The organism is Microcella alkalica (genome assembly GCF_014137945.1).
GTDB classification, from domain to species: domain Bacteria; phylum Actinomycetota; class Actinomycetes; order Actinomycetales; family Microbacteriaceae; genus Microcella; species Microcella alkalica.
Genome location: NZ_JACGWX010000001.1, coordinates 236,022 through 249,718 on the forward strand (window position 1 = coordinate 236,022; position 13,697 = coordinate 249,718).

A 13,697-nucleotide genomic window follows, 5' to 3' on the forward strand; every position below is an offset into this window, starting at 1 on the left:
ACCCCCTTGCGCAAAGGGGTGGCGAGCGCGGATGCCTCGGCGCGAGCATGGCGGAATGGCGAGCTCAGACACCCGGGTGACCATCGAGGGCCGCGAGCTCAAGCTCACGAGCCTGGACAAGGTCATGTACCCCGAGACCGGCACGACCAAGGCCGACGTGCTCGCGTACTACGCGACCGTCGCGCCCGCCCTGCTGCCGCACGTGCGGAACCGCCCGGCGACGCGCAAGCGCTGGGTCGACGGCGTGGGAACGACGGAGAAGCCCGGTCAGGTGTTCTTCCAGAAGAACCTCGACGCATCCACGCCGCAGTGGGTCGAGCGGGCCGAGATCCAGCACTCCGACCACGTCAACGAGTACCCGCTCGTCAACGACGCCGCGACGCTCGCCTGGCTCGCGCAGATCGGCTCGCTCGAGATCCACGTTCCGCAGTGGCGCATCGGCAGGGCCGGGAAGCCCAAGAGGCCCGACCGGCTCGTGCTCGACCTCGACCCGGGGCCCGGCGTCGGACTGCTCGAGTGCGCCGAGGTCGCGCGGCTCGCACGGAGCATCCTGAAGGACATCGGGCTCGACCCGCTGCCGGTGACCAGCGGGAGCAAGGGCATCCACCTCTACAGCGCGCTCGACGGTGCGCAGACCTCCGACGAGGTACGAGCGGTAGCGCGAGAACTGGCGCTTGCCCTCGAGGCCGATCACCCCGACCTCATCGTCAGCGACATGAAGAAGAGCAAGCGCGAGGGGCGCGTGCTCCTCGACTGGAGCCAGAACAGCGGCGCGAAGACGACCGTCGCGCCGTACTCGCTGCGCGGGCGCTCGCGGCCCATGGTCGCCGCCCCGCGCACGTGGCGCGAGCTGTCGTCGCCGACCCTCGCCCACCTCGACCATCAGGAGGTCATGCGGCGCGTCCGCAAGCGCGGCGACCTGCTCGCGCCGCTCGAGGAGGCCTACACCGACGACGACGAGGAGGACGACCGCCTCGCGACCTATCGCTCGATGCGGGATGCCCGGCGCACGCCCGAGCCCGTGCCCGAATCGGTGCCGCCCCCGACCGACGGCCGCCGCTTCGTCATCCAGGAGCACCACGCGCGGCGCCTGCACTTCGACGTGCGGCTCGAGCGCGACGGCGTGCTCGTCAGCTGGGCCGTGCCGAAGGGGCCACCCGACGACCCGGCCGTGAACCGCCTCGCGGTGCCGACCGAGGACCACCCCATCGAGTACCTCGACTTCGAGGGCACGATCCCCGCCGGCGAGTACGGCGCGGGCGAGATGACGATCTGGGACTCCGGAACGTACGACCTCGAGAAGTGGCGCGACGGCGAGGAGGTCATCGCGACGCTCCACGGGCTGCGCGGCTCGCACCGCTACGCGCTCATCCGCACGGGAGAGAGAGCGCCGGCGGGCGTCGCGGGGCCCGGCCGGGCGCAGTGGATCATGCACCTCATGGATGACGCGCGCGGGAAGGCGTCGTCGCCGACCGCTCCCGCCGCCCCCTCCCGGCTCGCCGAGCGCACCGGAAGGCGCGTGCTCCGCGGCAGCGCCCGAGCCGCCCCTGCGGGCGACTCGGCGGGCGCCGCTCTCGCCCCCATGCTCGCCACGGCGGGCGACGTCGCCGACATCGCCGAGCCCGAGGAGTGGGCATTCGAGATGAAATGGGACGGCATCCGCGCCCTCGCAGCCTTGGACGACGGCGCGCTCGGGCTGCGCAGCCGCAACGGCGTCGACCTCACCGCCGCCTACCCCGAGCTCGCGGCGCTCGCCGACCTCATCGAGACCTCGGTGCGCAGCGCGGGCCCCGTCGTCCTCGACGGCGAGATCGTCGTCCTCGACGACCGCGGGCGACCCGATTTCGGTCTCCTGCAGCGCCGCATGGGCCTCACGAAGCCGCGGGAGATCGCCGCGCTCGCCTCGGCTGTGCCCGTGCGGGTCATGCTCTTCGACGTCCTCATCGCCGGCGGGGCGGATGCCACAGGGCTCGACTATGACGCCCGCCGCGAGCTCCTCGCCTCCGTCGTAACCGAGCAGGGCCCGGTGCTCGCCCCTCCCGCATTCGCCGGCGACCTCGACGACGCCCTCACCACGAGCCGCGAGCTCGACCTCGAGGGCATAATGGCCAAGCGCCGCGACAGCGTCTACCGCCCCGGCAGGCGGTCGAGCGCGTGGATCAAGCTCAAGCACGTCCGCACGCAGTCGGTCGTCGTCGGCGGCTGGCGGCCGGGGTCCGGCCGGCGGGCCGACGGCGTCGGGTCGCTGCTCGTCGGGGTTCCGGAGGGGCGCGGGCTCGCGTACGCGGGCCGGGTCGGCTCGGGGTTCGGCGAGCGCGAGCTCGGAGGGCTGCGCGACCGCCTGCAGGCGCTGGAGACCTCGCGGTGCCCATTCGCGGGCATCCCGAGCGCGGAAGCCGCCGACGCCGTGTGGGTGCGCCCCGAGCTCGTGGGGGAGGTCGCGTTCACCGAGTGGACGGCGACCGGGCGCCTGCGGCACCCCGTGTGGCGCGGCTGGCGGAGCGACGTCGCGCCCGACGACGTGACGCGCGAGTGAGGGCGGAACGACGAAGCCCCGGTCCGCAGTGCGGAACCGGGGCTTCGAGCTGGGGTGAGTAACGGGACTTGAACCCGCGGCCCCCTGGACCACAACCAGGTGCTCTACCGACTGAGCTATACCCACCAGGCGTCGGCGCCGAGGCGCGACCGCTCAATGGTAGTACAGCCGAGCGGGTGCTCGCGCACTCAGCCGATGCGCGGTGCCCAGTGCTCGACGACGCTCGCGGCGACCGCCTGGGCCTCCTCGCTCGTGGGACCGGGCTCGGCGATGAAGCCGACGCGGCGGTAGTACTCCAGCTCGCGGATCGACTCGAGAATGTCGGCGAGCGCGCGGTGCCCGCCGTTCTTCGCGGGGGAGTTGAAGTAAACGCGCGGGAACCAGCGGCGCACGAGCTCCTTGATGCTCGAGACGTCGACCGAGCGGTAGTGCAGGTGCGCGTCGACGCGGGGCATGTCGCGGGCGAGGAAGGCGCGGTCGGTGCCGATCGTATTGCCCGCGAGCGGTGCCTGCCCGGCGGTCGGCACGTGCTCGGAGATGTAGGCGAGGACGGCCTCCTCGGCCTCCTCGAGCTTCGCGCCGTGCTCGAGCTCGGTCAGCAGCCCCGACGACTCGTGCATCTGGCGCACGAAGTCGCCCATGCTGACGAGCGCGCTCTCCGAGGGCCTGATGACGACCGCGAAGCCCGGATGCACGGGCTCGAGGTCGTAGTCGGTGATGACGACGGCGACCTCCACGAGCTCGTCCCTCGACATATCGAGACCCGTCATCTCGCAGTCGATCCAGACGAGACGATCGGTCGCAGCACTCACCCCGGGAGTCTAACCGTCAGCTCCGACGGCCTACGCTGGGCGGGTGCTGCTCGAGCTCTACACCTCCGCCTTCTGCGACCCGTGCCACCGGGCGCGCGAGGTCGTCGCCGAGGCGCAGCGGCTCGTGCCCGCGCTCGTCGTGGACGAACGGGATGTCGCGGCCCATGCCGAGCGAGCCGAGGAGCTCGGGATCACGACGACGCCGACGACGATCATCCGTCGCACGGACGGCACCGAGGTCGTGCGCGCCGCCGGAGCGCCAACGCTCGCGCGACTGCTGACGGCTCTCGCGCAGGCCGCCGAGTGAACGAGGCCCTCCGCTACCCTGGAGACCGCCAGCCCTCGTAGCTCAATGGATAGAGCATCGGCCTTCTAATCCGGTGGTTGCAGGTTCGAGTCCTGCCGGGGGCACACCCTATTGTTCGCTACCGAACGGCCGTTCCTCCGTAGACTCGCAATCACCTATCCGGGGAGGCCCACCAGGCCGAGCCGGTAACCCATCCACACGAAGGAGTGCGGTCGTGAGCGCCAAGCGTCCCGTCGAGCTGAACGAGCTGCTGCCGCAGGTGATGGCCGGCATCGAAGGTCTGAAGGCGACGTACGGGTCATGGGATCAGCATCCCTCGCTGCACGCCGACCCGGACGAGGTGCACGCCGTCCTGGGGGAGCTCATCGAGCGGCTCGATGACAACTATCCGTACTTCCACCCGCAGTACGCGGGCCAGATGCTCAAGCCGCCGCACCCCGTCGCGACCGCCGCGTACCTCGCGACGATGCAGCTCAACCCCAACAACCACTCGATCGACGCGAGCCGCGCGACGACCGCGATGGAGCACGAGGTGCTCGACCAGCTCGCGGCGATGTTCGACTACCCGAGCGACTTCATGGGCCACCTCACCTGGAGCGGCACGACCGCGAACCTCGAGGCGCTCTGGATCAGCCGCGAGATCGCGCCCGGCAAGGCGATCGCCCACAGCGCGGATGCTCACTACACGCACTCCCGCATGGGCGAGGTCCTCGGCATCGACACGGTGGGCATCCCGACCGACGCGATCGGGCGCATGGAGCTCGAGGAGCTCGAACGCGAACTCGCCACCGGGCGCATCGGCGTCGTCGTCGCGACCCTCGGCACGACGGGCCTCGGCGCGGTCGACCCGCTCGCCGACATCATCCCGCTCGCGCGGCGGTACGGCGCGCGCATCCACGTCGACACCGCCTACGGCGGGTTCTTCGCGATCATCGCCGACGAGCTCGATCCCGAGACCGCCCGTCACTTCCGGGCCGTCAAGGACGCCGACTCGGTCGTCGTCGACCCGCACAAGCACGGCCTGCAGCCCTACGGGTGCGGAGCGGTGCTCTTCAACGACCAGTCGATCCTGCGGTACTACCACCACGAGTCGCCGTACACGTACTTCGCGAGCACCGAGAGGCACTTCGGAGAGATCCAGCTCGAGTGCTCGCGCGCGGGAGCGAGCGCGGCGGCGCTGTGGGCGACTCTGCGGGTCTTCCCGCTCACGAAGGAGGGGCTCGGCGGCGTCGTGCTGCCCGGCTATCGCGCGGCGCAGCAGTGGCACTCCCTCATCAGCGAGTCGGACATCCTGCAGCCCTACCAGCGGCCCGAGATCGACATCATCACCTACCTGCCGCGCGTGCGCACGATGACCGAGCTCGACCGCACGAGCCACGCGATATTCGAGATGGCCGCCGACACGGCGCGACCGCAGCAGACGCATCTCGCCACGTACGTCGTGAAGCCCGACCAGCTGCGCGTGCGCGGCATCGACCTCGTCGAGGATGCCCCGACCGGGCGCATCATGCGCAGCGTGCTCATGAAGCCCGAGCATGAGCCGCTCATCCCCGAGATGCACTATCACGTGTCGATGTGGTCGCGGCGCGCGTACGCCGCGACGCACGACGGCGCGGTGCCCGCCGAGAGCGCCGAGGCGCCCGTCGGCTGAGCCGGCGGACGCCTCGAGGAGCCGCTGAGCGCTAGTTCTCGTCCTGCGGGTTGATGCGATCGCGGACGTTCTGCGCGGGCATGGGCGGCGGCGCGCTGTCGTCGCCCGGCGTCGACGGGCTCTCACCCCGGTGCTCGACCACGAACGCCTGCGTCGGCACGGGGTCGCTCTCGCGCGCGTCGATCTCGCCTCCGGGGCTCGACGTCGACGTCGTGAGCTGCGGGGCGAACGGCGTCGAGACCACGAGGGGCGTTCCGGCGTTCGGGGGAGTCACGGGGGGCTCGTCGCTCGACATCGGGCCGACGGCCGAGCGACTCGGGGTCTCGGCTCGGGCGACGGTCGCCGTCGTCGAGGTCGCGGGGGTCACGGCGGCCGACTCGCGCTCGGGCGTGCGCTCGGCCTCCCAGTGGGCCTGCTCGGCTACGAGCTGCTGCTCGGCCGGGTCGGCCTCGTACTTCCAGCGCTCGAGGTCGGCGCCGAAGAGCTTCTTCGCGTGGCGGGGCTTCTCGCTCCAGGCGATCAGGCGATCGCGGTACTCGGCGAGGGTCTGCTGCGCCTGGAAGGAGAAGCCGGCGGAATTACGCTTCATGTCCTCCAGCTGGTGCGCCGCCCAGTTCGCCGCGAGAGCGGCACCGGGCACGGGCAGCAGGCGGATGCGCGTCTCGGCCTCGCCGATGAGGTGGTCGACCTGCACGCGCTCGATCGTCCCGATCGCGTTCCAGCCGGCGGCCTTGCGGCCGGCGAGGACGAGCGCCTGCACGGCGGCGGTGAGGGCGTCGCGGTTGTACTGAGCGATCACCCGCTTGGTCGAGCCTCGCCCGATGAGCCCGGCGATGATGCCGGAGACGATGATCGCGATCGCCGGGATGATCGTGCTCGCGGTCACGCGCCGGCCCTCCGGCGAGCCGAGCCAGTCGAGGATGCCGTTAACCCATTCCATGTTCGCAGGCTACTCCCGGGGCGGTGCGGGCCCCGGATACGCCACACCTGAGCCGAGCATCCGGACCATTCAGCGAACGGTCGTGATGGGTCCCGTCGTCAGAGCGAGATCGGCGTCCACGACCTTACCGACGCGAGCGGTCTGGGCGAGGATGATTCCCGCGAGCACGACGGCCGCCCCGACGATCTGGACGAGGTCGAGGGTCTCGCCGAGCCACGCCCAGGCGACGGCGAAGGCGAAGATGACCTCGGAGGAGGCGACGATGCCCGCCGCGGTCGCCGGAAGGTGACGGAGCGCGGCGAGGCTCAGCAGGAACGGCGCGAAGGTGCCGAGGACGACGTTCCACAGCAGCGGCAGCCACATCGGGACCTCGAGCGAGCCGTGGACACCGCCGAGGTCGACGGGCGTCGTGAAGACGCCGCTGTCGAGCTCCCACCAGCCGCTCACGAACGACCAGAAGACCGTCGCGATGAGCATCGTCCAGAACGACACCGCGAGGGCCGACGTCTTCGCGACCTGTCGTTCGCCGATCAGGAAGTACAGGGCTAGGCAGATCGCGGCGGCGATCGCGAGCAGCACCCCGAGGGCGTCGAGGGTGCTCGCCCACACGCGCGCGACGACGGCGAGGCCCGCGAGCACGAGGACGATCGCGATCCACAGCCGCGTCTTCACCTGCTCCTTGAAGAAGAAGTAGGCCACGAGCGCGACCATGAGCACGGCCGTGTACTCGAGCAGCAGGGCGATGCCGACGGGCAGGCGCTGGACTGCGGCGGCGTAGGTCGCCTGCAGCAGTGCGACGCCGACGATGCCGAGCACGATCATGATCGGCCACTGACGGCGGGGGAGGCGGAAGGCGGCCCGGTCGATCGCGAGCAGTACGAGGCCGGCGACGATCGCCGTCCCGAGAAGTCGGAACTGCGTGACCTGGGCGGGGCTGAGCCCGGCCTCCATGGTGATCTTGGTGACGCTCCCGTTCGCGCCGAACAGCACGGCCGCCGCGAGGGCGAGGATGTAGCCCACTCAGCTCCTCGAACCCGTGCCGTGCACGGCGTGCGGCTCGATCGCGGCGATCTCGTCGGCGGTCAGGGCGGCGCCGTTCAGCGCGTCGAGGCTGTCGTCGAGCTGACGCACGCTGCTGGCGCCGATGAGGGCGCTCGTGACCTGGGGGTGGCGCAGCACCCAGAGCAGGGCGAGCTGCGCGAGCGACTGCCCGCGCGTCTCCGCGATCGCGTTGAGGGCGCGCGCCCGACCGAGGTAGGCGTCATCGATGTTGTCCTCGCTGATCCAGCGCCCTTCCGACGCGCGAGAACCCGCGGGCACGCCGTCGAGGTACCGGTTCGTCAGCAGGCCCTGGGCGAGCGGCGAGAAGACGATGCTGCCGATGCCGGTCTCGGTGAGGGCGTCCAGCAGACCCTCCTCCATACGGCGGTCGAACATGTTGTAGCGGGGCTGGTGGATGAGCAGCGGCACGCCGAGCTCCCCGAGGATCCGCTGCGCCTCGCGGGTCTGCGCCGCGTCGTAGTTCGAGATGCCCGCATAGAGCGCCTTGCCGCTCTGCACCGCGGTCGCGAGCGCGCCCATGGTCTCCTCGAGCGGCGTCTCGGGGTCCGGGCGGTGGCTGTAGAAGATGTCGACGTAGTCGAGCCCCGTGCGCGTCAGACTCTGATCGAGCGAGCTCAGCAGGTACTTGCGCGAGCCCCACTCGCCGTAGGGGCCGGGCCACATGTGGTACCCGGCCTTGGTCGAGATGACGAGCTCGTCGCGGTAGGGCAGGAAGTCGTCGTGCAGGATGCGCCCGAAGTTCGTCTCGGCGGCGCCGTCGGGCGGGCCGTAGTTGTTGGCGAGGTCGAAGTGCGTGACGCCGCGATCGAACGCGCGGCGCAGGATGGCGCGCTGCGTCTCGATCGGACGGTCGTCGCCGAAGTTGTTCCAGAGCCCGAGCGAGATGCGGGGCAGCTTCAGCCCGCTGCGGCCCACGCGGGCGTACTCGAGCTGCTCGTAGCGGTCGTCGGCGGCGATGTGCGGCATGCGGCCAGCCTATCCGCCGAGTGCGAAGCATCGAACCGATTCGATCGGGGCGGATGCTCGGCTCGCGCCCCGCGCGCCCGCCTACGATGGCGGCATGCGAACCTTCCATCTCGCCGGCGGATGCTTCTGGTGCCTCGACGCCGTCTACCGCGTCCTCGACGGCGTTCATGACGTCGTCTCCGGCTACACCGGCGGCACCGTCGCGAACCCGTCCTATGAGGCGGTCTGCACGGGGACGACCGGTCATGCCGAGGCCGTCAAGGTCGTCTTCGATCCCGAGGTCATCCCCGCCGACGTCATCCTCGACGTCTTCTTCACCCTGCACGACCCGCGACAGCTCAACCGGCAGGGCGCCGATGTCGGCACCCAGTACCGCTCGGCGATGTTCTACGCGGTCGACGAGGAGAAGGCCATCTTCGAGGCCGCCCGCGACCGCGCCGGCGGCTACTGGGAGGGCGGCATCGTCACAGAGATCACGCCCCTGCCCGAGTGGTACGACGCCGAGGAGTACCACCAGGACTTCTTCGCGAAGAACCCTGGCCAGGGGTACTGCCTCGCCGTCGCGCTGCCGAAGGTCAACAAGATCCGCTCGTCGTACGCGCCGTACATCCGGGCCTCCTGAGAGCTCGCCCACGAGGGCTCGACACCGGCCCTCGCGAGGCGTAGCGTCGGCGGCGCACGGCGCGAGCGCGCCGCTCGGAAGGAGCTCGACGATGAGCATGACCACCGGAACGCAGACCTGGGTCGCCGCGGGCCCCGCCGGCACCGTCGGATCGATCCACCGCGACGGGGAAGGCTTCCTCGTGCGGGTGCGAGTGCAGAGCGAGGCCCGCGGGCCGTACCCCACGCTCGAGGCTGCCAAGCGCGCGCTGCACGCGGCGCTCGGCCCCGGTGCGGAGCGGCCCGACTTCCGCGAGCACTGACCGGCAGCGCCCACCGCCACCGCGCCCGCCGCCACCGCGCACGCGCTCGCTGACCTCCGCTCGTCCACACGACGGGCGGTGAACCCGGTCATGCACCGGTAGCGCCCTCCGCCGGTCGGCCGACCTCCTGTCGCGCATCCTCGTCGCGGGCGCCGGCGTTCTCCGGCACGAACCGCCGGCGCCCACCCGACACCGATACGTCTGGAGGACGCCATGACCGACACCATCACCCTCACGGGGCTCGTCGCCACGACCCCCCGCCACATCGTCACGAGCGACGGGCTCGCGATCACCTCGTTCCGGCTCGCGAGCAATCAGCGCCGCTACGACCGAGCGAAAGCCGCCTGGGTCGACGGCGACACCAACTGGTACACCGTGACGAGCTTCCGCCAGCTTGGAACCCACGTCGCGAGCTCGGTGCACAAGGGCGAGCGCGTGATCGTCTCCGGGCGCGTTCGTATCCGGGACTGGGAGAGCGGGGAGCGGAACGGCACGACCATCGAGATCGACGCCGATGCCGTCGGCCACGACCTGACGTGGGGCCGCTCGAGCTTCACGCGCAGCATCATCGTCGGGCGGGGCGGCGAGGATCGGGCGGCGGATGCTCAGCACGAGCAGCCCGATCCCGTCGAGGTGCCCGACGACGCGTCGTCGCTCGAGCCGCGCGAGTCGGCCGACGTTCCCTTCTGACGCTCGGAGTCGCGCCTCGGTTCTCGGGCAGAACGCTCGCGCCCACCCTCGGGCGGTGCGGCGGCTCAGCGGACCCGGATGCCGCCGCGCTGCCAGAGAGTGACCGCGGCGACGCGGGGGTTCGCGTTCTCGCTCGTGTCGAGACCGAGAGCGGTGAAGAGCCGCGCGAGCATCGTCTCGACGGCGCGCACGGTCGTTCCGCGGTGCTCTGCGAGCGCGCGCGTGGACGCCCCCTCGGCCAGCAGCCGGAGCACATCGGCCTGCGCGGCCGTCACCGTGGGCACATCGTCGTCGCCGATGCGCACGTCGTCGTCCGGCTGTCCGCTGATCGAGCGGTGCACCGCGTCGATGAGGTCGTCGATCGCGCCGAGCTGCGACTTCACGAGGTAGACCACGCCGGGCGGGATGCGCCCGGGGTTCGGCACCGCGAGTTCCGGTGAGCGGTGCGAGGTGAGCACCACGAGGCCGACCCACGGGTAGTCCTCGGAGACGGCGCTCAGAAGGTCGGCGCCGGACTCGGCTGAGCCGAAGTTCAGGTCAGTGATGAGCGCGTGCGGATCGGTGTCGCCGACGGCCGTGAGCGCGTCAGCGACCGAGGTGGCCGTCGCGACCGCGAAGCCGCGCGCACTCATCCCCCCTGACACCAGCGAGACAGTGAAGGCGTCATCGTCGGCGACGACGATACGCATCGCTCGTGTCTCGGTCGTCATCGCGACTCCTCGCTCGGGTGGGACGAACCGTTCTGTCCATCGTGCTCGTGGCCGCCGACGCCGTCAAGCACATCGCGGATCGTGGTCAGCAGCAGGCTCGTCGTGTACGGCTTCGGCAGGAAGGCGGCGACTCCCATTCCCGCGCTCCGGGCGGCGCCGCCTGCGGACGTTAATCCGCTCGCCGCGATCACCGGGATGTCCGGGTGATGCTCCTCGAGATAGGCAGTCGTGGCCGCCCCGTCCATGAGGGGCATCATCATGTCGGTCAGCACGAGGTCCACGGCGGTGCCCGGCGCCTCGACGAGATCGATCGCGTCACGCCCGTTCTCCGCCACCAGCGTCCGGTAGTCGTAGCGCTGGAGCGTGCGCGAGGTGATGAGGCGGATGGTGGGGTCGTCGTCGACCACGACGATGAGCTCGCCTCGTCCGCGGGGCAGCGCGCGCGTCGGTATGCGGGGTTCCGACGACGCTCGGGCGTCACCGCTCGCCGTGGGCAGGATCACGGAGAAGCGCGTGCCGCGCTCGGGCTCGCTGTACACCCGGATGGTGCCGCCGTGGCTCTGCGCGATCGCGAGCGAGCTCGCGAGCCCGAGCCCCGTCCCCTTGCCCATCGACTTCGTCGTGTAGAACGGCTCGAAGATCTTCTCCGTCATCTCGAGGGTCATGCCGTGCCCGGTGTCGACGACATCGATGATGATGTGCGCTCCCGGCTCGACCTGGAACGCCTCGGTCGAGAAGGAGTCCTCGAGGACGATCGTCGATGCCGTCACCCTCAGCTCGCCGCCGTCGGGCATGGCATCGCGGGCGTTCGTGACGAGGTTCATGAGCACCTGGATGAGCTGCGTCGGGTCGCCGAGAGCACAGGGCAGGCCGTCGTCGATCTCCGCGGTGAAGCGGATCGCCGCGGGAAGAGCGTCCGCGGCGAAGCGCTGCAGTTCGACGAGAAGCGAGTCGATGGCCACGCGATCGCGTCGGCCCTCGACGCCGCGGGCGAAGGCGAGCACCTGGCGGATCATGTCCGCGCCGCGCTTGGACGCGGACTCCATCGTGCTCAGCAGCTCCAGCCGGTCCGGATCCGTCTCCGTGGACTCCAGCAGCTGGATGGACATGAGGATGGGCGTGAGCACGTTGTTCAGGTCGTGAGCGATGCCGCCGGCGAAAGTCCCGAGGCTCTCCATCCGCCTGGCGCGCGTGCGGAGGTTCTCCTCGCGCCGCCATGCCGTCACGTCGGTGTCGACGGAGAAGATCCGGTCGGGCGCCCCGTCGTCTCCTCGAAGGAGCTGCCAACGGCTGTCGATGATGAGCGACCGGCCGTCGCGCGTCGTGCACGGCAGCTCGTCCGACCAATACCCCTCGCGCAGCGTCACCTCGAGCGCCTCGTCGAAGACGTCGTCGGCGACGCAGATCAGCTCGCGCAGCGGGCGTCCGACCGCGTCGTCGGCGGCGGCCCCGTAGAGCGACTCGGCGGAGCTGTTCCAGTAGTGGACGACGCCGTCGAGGGCCCGCACGACGATCGCATCACGCGTGGCATCGATGAGCTCGGCCTGGTCCGCGATCCGCCGTTGAGCCTTCACCATCTCGTGGCTCGCCCGCTCGTCCTCGGTGACGTCGCGGATGTAGAGGGCGATCCCGGTCGCGGTGGGGTACGCGGTCACGTCGAACCAGCGCCCGAAGGCGTCAGGAGTCCTGACCGTCGTCCTGATCTGCTCGCGCGCCGTTCGCTGGTAGGCGACCTCGAGCTCGGTGTCGGCGAGCTCAGGGAAGCTCTCCCAGAGACTGTGGCCCTCGATCTCCGAGAAGGTGCGGCCAACGAGTTCCTCGGCCCGATCATTGGCGTACAAGAGACGCCACTCGTCGTCCAGGAAGATCAGCCCGTCGCTGAGCGAGTTGAGCGTGAGGTCCAGCCGCTGCTGGAGGATCGCCGCTCGCTCGTGGGCCGCTGTCGCCTCCGTGACATCCCAGATCGCCCCGTGCGCAGCGACGACGACGCCGTCCGGGCCCGTCGTCGGTCGCCCGAGGACCTTGACGATCCGCGACCGGCCGTCGGTGGTCGTGACGATGAGCTCGAGGTCGATCGTCTCGCCCTGCTCGAAGCACGCGCCCACCGTGCGCGCGATCGCCTCGGCGTTCGCAGGGGCGAAGAGCTGCGCCGCACGATCGAGGGGGAGGACGGACTCGTCCTCTGATCCGAGGATGCGCTCCGCCTCAGGGCTCAGCGTGAGCAGGGTCGTCTCTCGATCGAGGGACCACCCGCCGAACGCGGCGAGCTCGCCGGCGATCCGCAGCAGTTCGTCCGCCCGCGCCTTCGCGCGCTCCCGTTCCTCGACCTCCGCGATCGCGGAGGCGTGGACGAGGACGGCGATGACCTCGCCGTCGACGGTGACCGGACTGTACGTCACCTCGGCGTGACCCGCTCCGTCCGGTCGTCCGACCGTCCGGAAGCGGCAGGTCTCCCCCTCGAGAGCGCGCGCGAAGCGATCGTCGATGATCGCGCGATCCGCCTCCGCCGCCCACTGCGTGTGGAGGGAGCCGATGAACGCGCTGCGGGGGATCGCTCCGCGCGCCTCGAGCGCCGCGGTCGCCCCGAGCACCGTCCCGGAGGGGCCGACGAGGAGGATGGGATCCGGATACCCGGCAGCGAGGGTCTCGAGAGCTGTCGCGAGACCGAGCGCCCGGTCGTCGATGTGGTCATCCCGCACGATCGGAGCTCCCGCCTGAGCCGTCGGGGAGCAGCGAGCGGACGATGCGGGTGAAGTCCGCGAGCTCGATCGGCTTGCGTGCGAACCCGTCGACGCGGTCGAGCAGGGCGGGGGCATCCTCGTCGCTCAGAAGCAGGACGCGGGGGGCGGACACGCGCGCGGACAGCGCGTCGAGGCTCTCGACGGCGGTGCCACCCGGCATGTTCAGGTCGAGGATGACGAGATCCACGGAGACCGCGGGATCCAGATGGATGACCTCGCTCGTCGTGCGCGCATCGATGACGGCGCACCCCATGCCCGTGAGCGCCATGCGCAGCACGGTCCGGACGAGAGGATCGTCATCGGCGACGAGGACCGTGGCAGTGGAACCTCCGGGGGCTGCCATGTGCTCAGTGTATGGC

Annotated in this window: 13 protein-coding genes and 2 tRNA genes; 7 read left to right on the forward strand and 8 right to left on the reverse strand. The window is 70.8% G+C overall.

The genetic code is table 11. From position 1 onward, the window contains the following. Window positions 1-55: 55 nt before the first annotated feature. A complete protein-coding gene (locus FHX53_RS01145) occupies window positions 56-2,536 on the forward strand; it encodes an ATP-dependent DNA ligase (RefSeq protein ID WP_182489410.1) in 2,481 nt (826 codons plus the stop codon). Window positions 2,537-2,586: 50 nt separating this feature from the next. Here the strand turns inward: FHX53_RS01145 and FHX53_RS01150 are convergent. Both FHX53_RS01150 and orn read right to left on the reverse strand, forming a co-directional pair. Then, window positions 2,587-2,662 (reverse strand) — tRNA-His (locus FHX53_RS01150). 62 nt (window positions 2,663-2,724) lie between these two features. After that, a complete protein-coding gene (orn, locus tag FHX53_RS01155; RefSeq protein WP_182489412.1) occupies window positions 2,725-3,348 on the reverse strand; it encodes an oligoribonuclease in 624 nt (207 codons plus the stop codon). 43 nt (window positions 3,349-3,391) lie between these two features. Between orn and FHX53_RS01160 the strand changes: the two genes are divergently transcribed. The 3 genes from FHX53_RS01160 (at window position 3,392) to FHX53_RS01170 (ending at window position 5,306) form a co-directional block, all read left to right on the forward strand. Continuing rightward, the gene (locus FHX53_RS01160; protein WP_182489414.1) at window positions 3,392-3,655 is read left to right on the forward strand and encodes a glutaredoxin domain-containing protein; all 264 of its coding nucleotides are present in this window, start codon (window positions 3,392-3,394) and stop codon (window positions 3,653-3,655) included. A gap of 31 nt (window positions 3,656-3,686) precedes the next feature. Continuing rightward, a tRNA-Arg gene (locus FHX53_RS01165) sits at window positions 3,687-3,759 on the forward strand. 110 nt (window positions 3,760-3,869) lie between these two features. Next, complete coding sequence (locus tag FHX53_RS01170; protein WP_182489416.1) at window positions 3,870-5,306, forward strand: aminotransferase class V-fold PLP-dependent enzyme; 1,437 nt, start codon at window positions 3,870-3,872, stop codon at window positions 5,304-5,306. 31 nt (window positions 5,307-5,337) lie between these two features. Here FHX53_RS01170 and FHX53_RS01175 read toward each other — a convergent pair whose 3' ends face one another. From FHX53_RS01175 to FHX53_RS01185, 3 genes are all read right to left on the reverse strand, one after another. After that, complete coding sequence (locus FHX53_RS01175) at window positions 5,338-6,246, reverse strand: hypothetical protein (protein ID WP_182489417.1); 909 nt, start codon at window positions 6,244-6,246, stop codon at window positions 5,338-5,340. Between the two features lie 69 nt (window positions 6,247-6,315). Further along, window positions 6,316-7,266 carry an EamA family transporter gene (locus FHX53_RS13960; protein ID WP_182489418.1) on the reverse strand — a complete coding sequence of 317 codons (951 nt, stop codon included), beginning with the start codon at window positions 7,264-7,266 and terminating at the stop codon, window positions 6,316-6,318. After that, the gene (locus FHX53_RS01185) at window positions 7,267-8,274 is read right to left on the reverse strand and encodes an aldo/keto reductase (RefSeq protein WP_182489420.1); all 1,008 of its coding nucleotides are present in this window, start codon (window positions 8,272-8,274) and stop codon (window positions 7,267-7,269) included. It abuts the gene before it with no gap. Between the two features lie 94 nt (window positions 8,275-8,368). Here FHX53_RS01185 and msrA point away from each other — a divergent pair, with 94 nt between their 5' ends. From msrA to FHX53_RS01200, 3 genes are all read left to right on the forward strand, one after another. Beyond that, window positions 8,369-8,896, forward strand: coding sequence for a peptide-methionine (S)-S-oxide reductase MsrA (gene msrA / locus FHX53_RS01190; RefSeq protein ID WP_182489422.1), 528 nt, complete (start codon window positions 8,369-8,371; stop codon window positions 8,894-8,896). A 91-nt stretch (window positions 8,897-8,987) separates the two neighbouring features. Then, window positions 8,988-9,197 carry a methyltransferase gene (locus tag FHX53_RS01195; protein WP_246335376.1) on the forward strand — a complete coding sequence of 70 codons (210 nt, stop codon included), beginning with the start codon at window positions 8,988-8,990 and terminating at the stop codon, window positions 9,195-9,197. Between the two features lie 213 nt (window positions 9,198-9,410). Continuing rightward, window positions 9,411-9,887, forward strand: a complete 477-nt coding sequence (locus FHX53_RS01200; RefSeq protein WP_182489424.1) for a single-stranded DNA-binding protein — start codon at window positions 9,411-9,413, stop codon at window positions 9,885-9,887. A 65-nt stretch (window positions 9,888-9,952) separates the two neighbouring features. Here the strand turns inward: FHX53_RS01200 and FHX53_RS01205 are convergent, their stop codons facing one another. From FHX53_RS01205 to FHX53_RS01215, 3 genes are read right to left on the reverse strand one after another with little or no spacing between them, the layout of a single operon-like run. Further along, window positions 9,953-10,597 (reverse strand): response regulator, encoded by a 645-nt coding sequence (locus tag FHX53_RS01205; protein ID WP_182489426.1) that lies wholly within the window; start codon window positions 10,595-10,597, stop codon window positions 9,953-9,955. Beyond that, complete coding sequence (locus FHX53_RS13965; protein ID WP_182489428.1) at window positions 10,594-13,296, reverse strand: PAS domain-containing protein; 2,703 nt, start codon at window positions 13,294-13,296, stop codon at window positions 10,594-10,596. The genes FHX53_RS01205 and FHX53_RS13965 overlap by 4 nt, the downstream gene beginning before the upstream one ends. Then, window positions 13,286-13,681 (reverse strand): response regulator, encoded by a 396-nt coding sequence (locus FHX53_RS01215; RefSeq protein ID WP_182489430.1) that lies wholly within the window; start codon window positions 13,679-13,681, stop codon window positions 13,286-13,288. Before FHX53_RS01215 ends, FHX53_RS13965 begins: the two co-directional genes overlap by 11 nt. Between the last annotated feature and the right edge of the window lie 16 nt (window positions 13,682-13,697).

Bases quoted from the DNA above. Each gene is read 5' to 3' on its own strand.
- FHX53_RS01145 (WP_182489410.1), top strand. From the start codon at position 56: ATGGCGAGCTCAGACACCCGGGTGACCATCGAGGGCCGCGAGCTCAAG.
- FHX53_RS01175 (WP_182489417.1), bottom strand. From the start codon at position 6,246: ATGGAATGGGTTAACGGCATCCTCGACTGGCTCGGCTCGCCGGAGGGC.
- FHX53_RS01185 (WP_182489420.1), bottom strand. From the start codon at position 8,274: ATGCCGCACATCGCCGCCGACGACCGCTACGAGCAGCTCGAGTACGCC.
- msrA (WP_182489422.1), top strand. From the start codon at position 8,369: ATGCGAACCTTCCATCTCGCCGGCGGATGCTTCTGGTGCCTCGACGCC.
- FHX53_RS01195 (WP_246335376.1), top strand. From the start codon at position 8,988: ATGAGCATGACCACCGGAACGCAGACCTGGGTCGCCGCGGGCCCCGCC.
- FHX53_RS01200 (WP_182489424.1), top strand. From the start codon at position 9,411: ATGACCGACACCATCACCCTCACGGGGCTCGTCGCCACGACCCCCCGC.
- FHX53_RS01205 (WP_182489426.1), bottom strand. From the start codon at position 10,597: ATGACGACCGAGACACGAGCGATGCGTATCGTCGTCGCCGACGATGAC.
- FHX53_RS01215 (WP_182489430.1), bottom strand. From the start codon at position 13,681: ATGGCAGCCCCCGGAGGTTCCACTGCCACGGTCCTCGTCGCCGATGAC.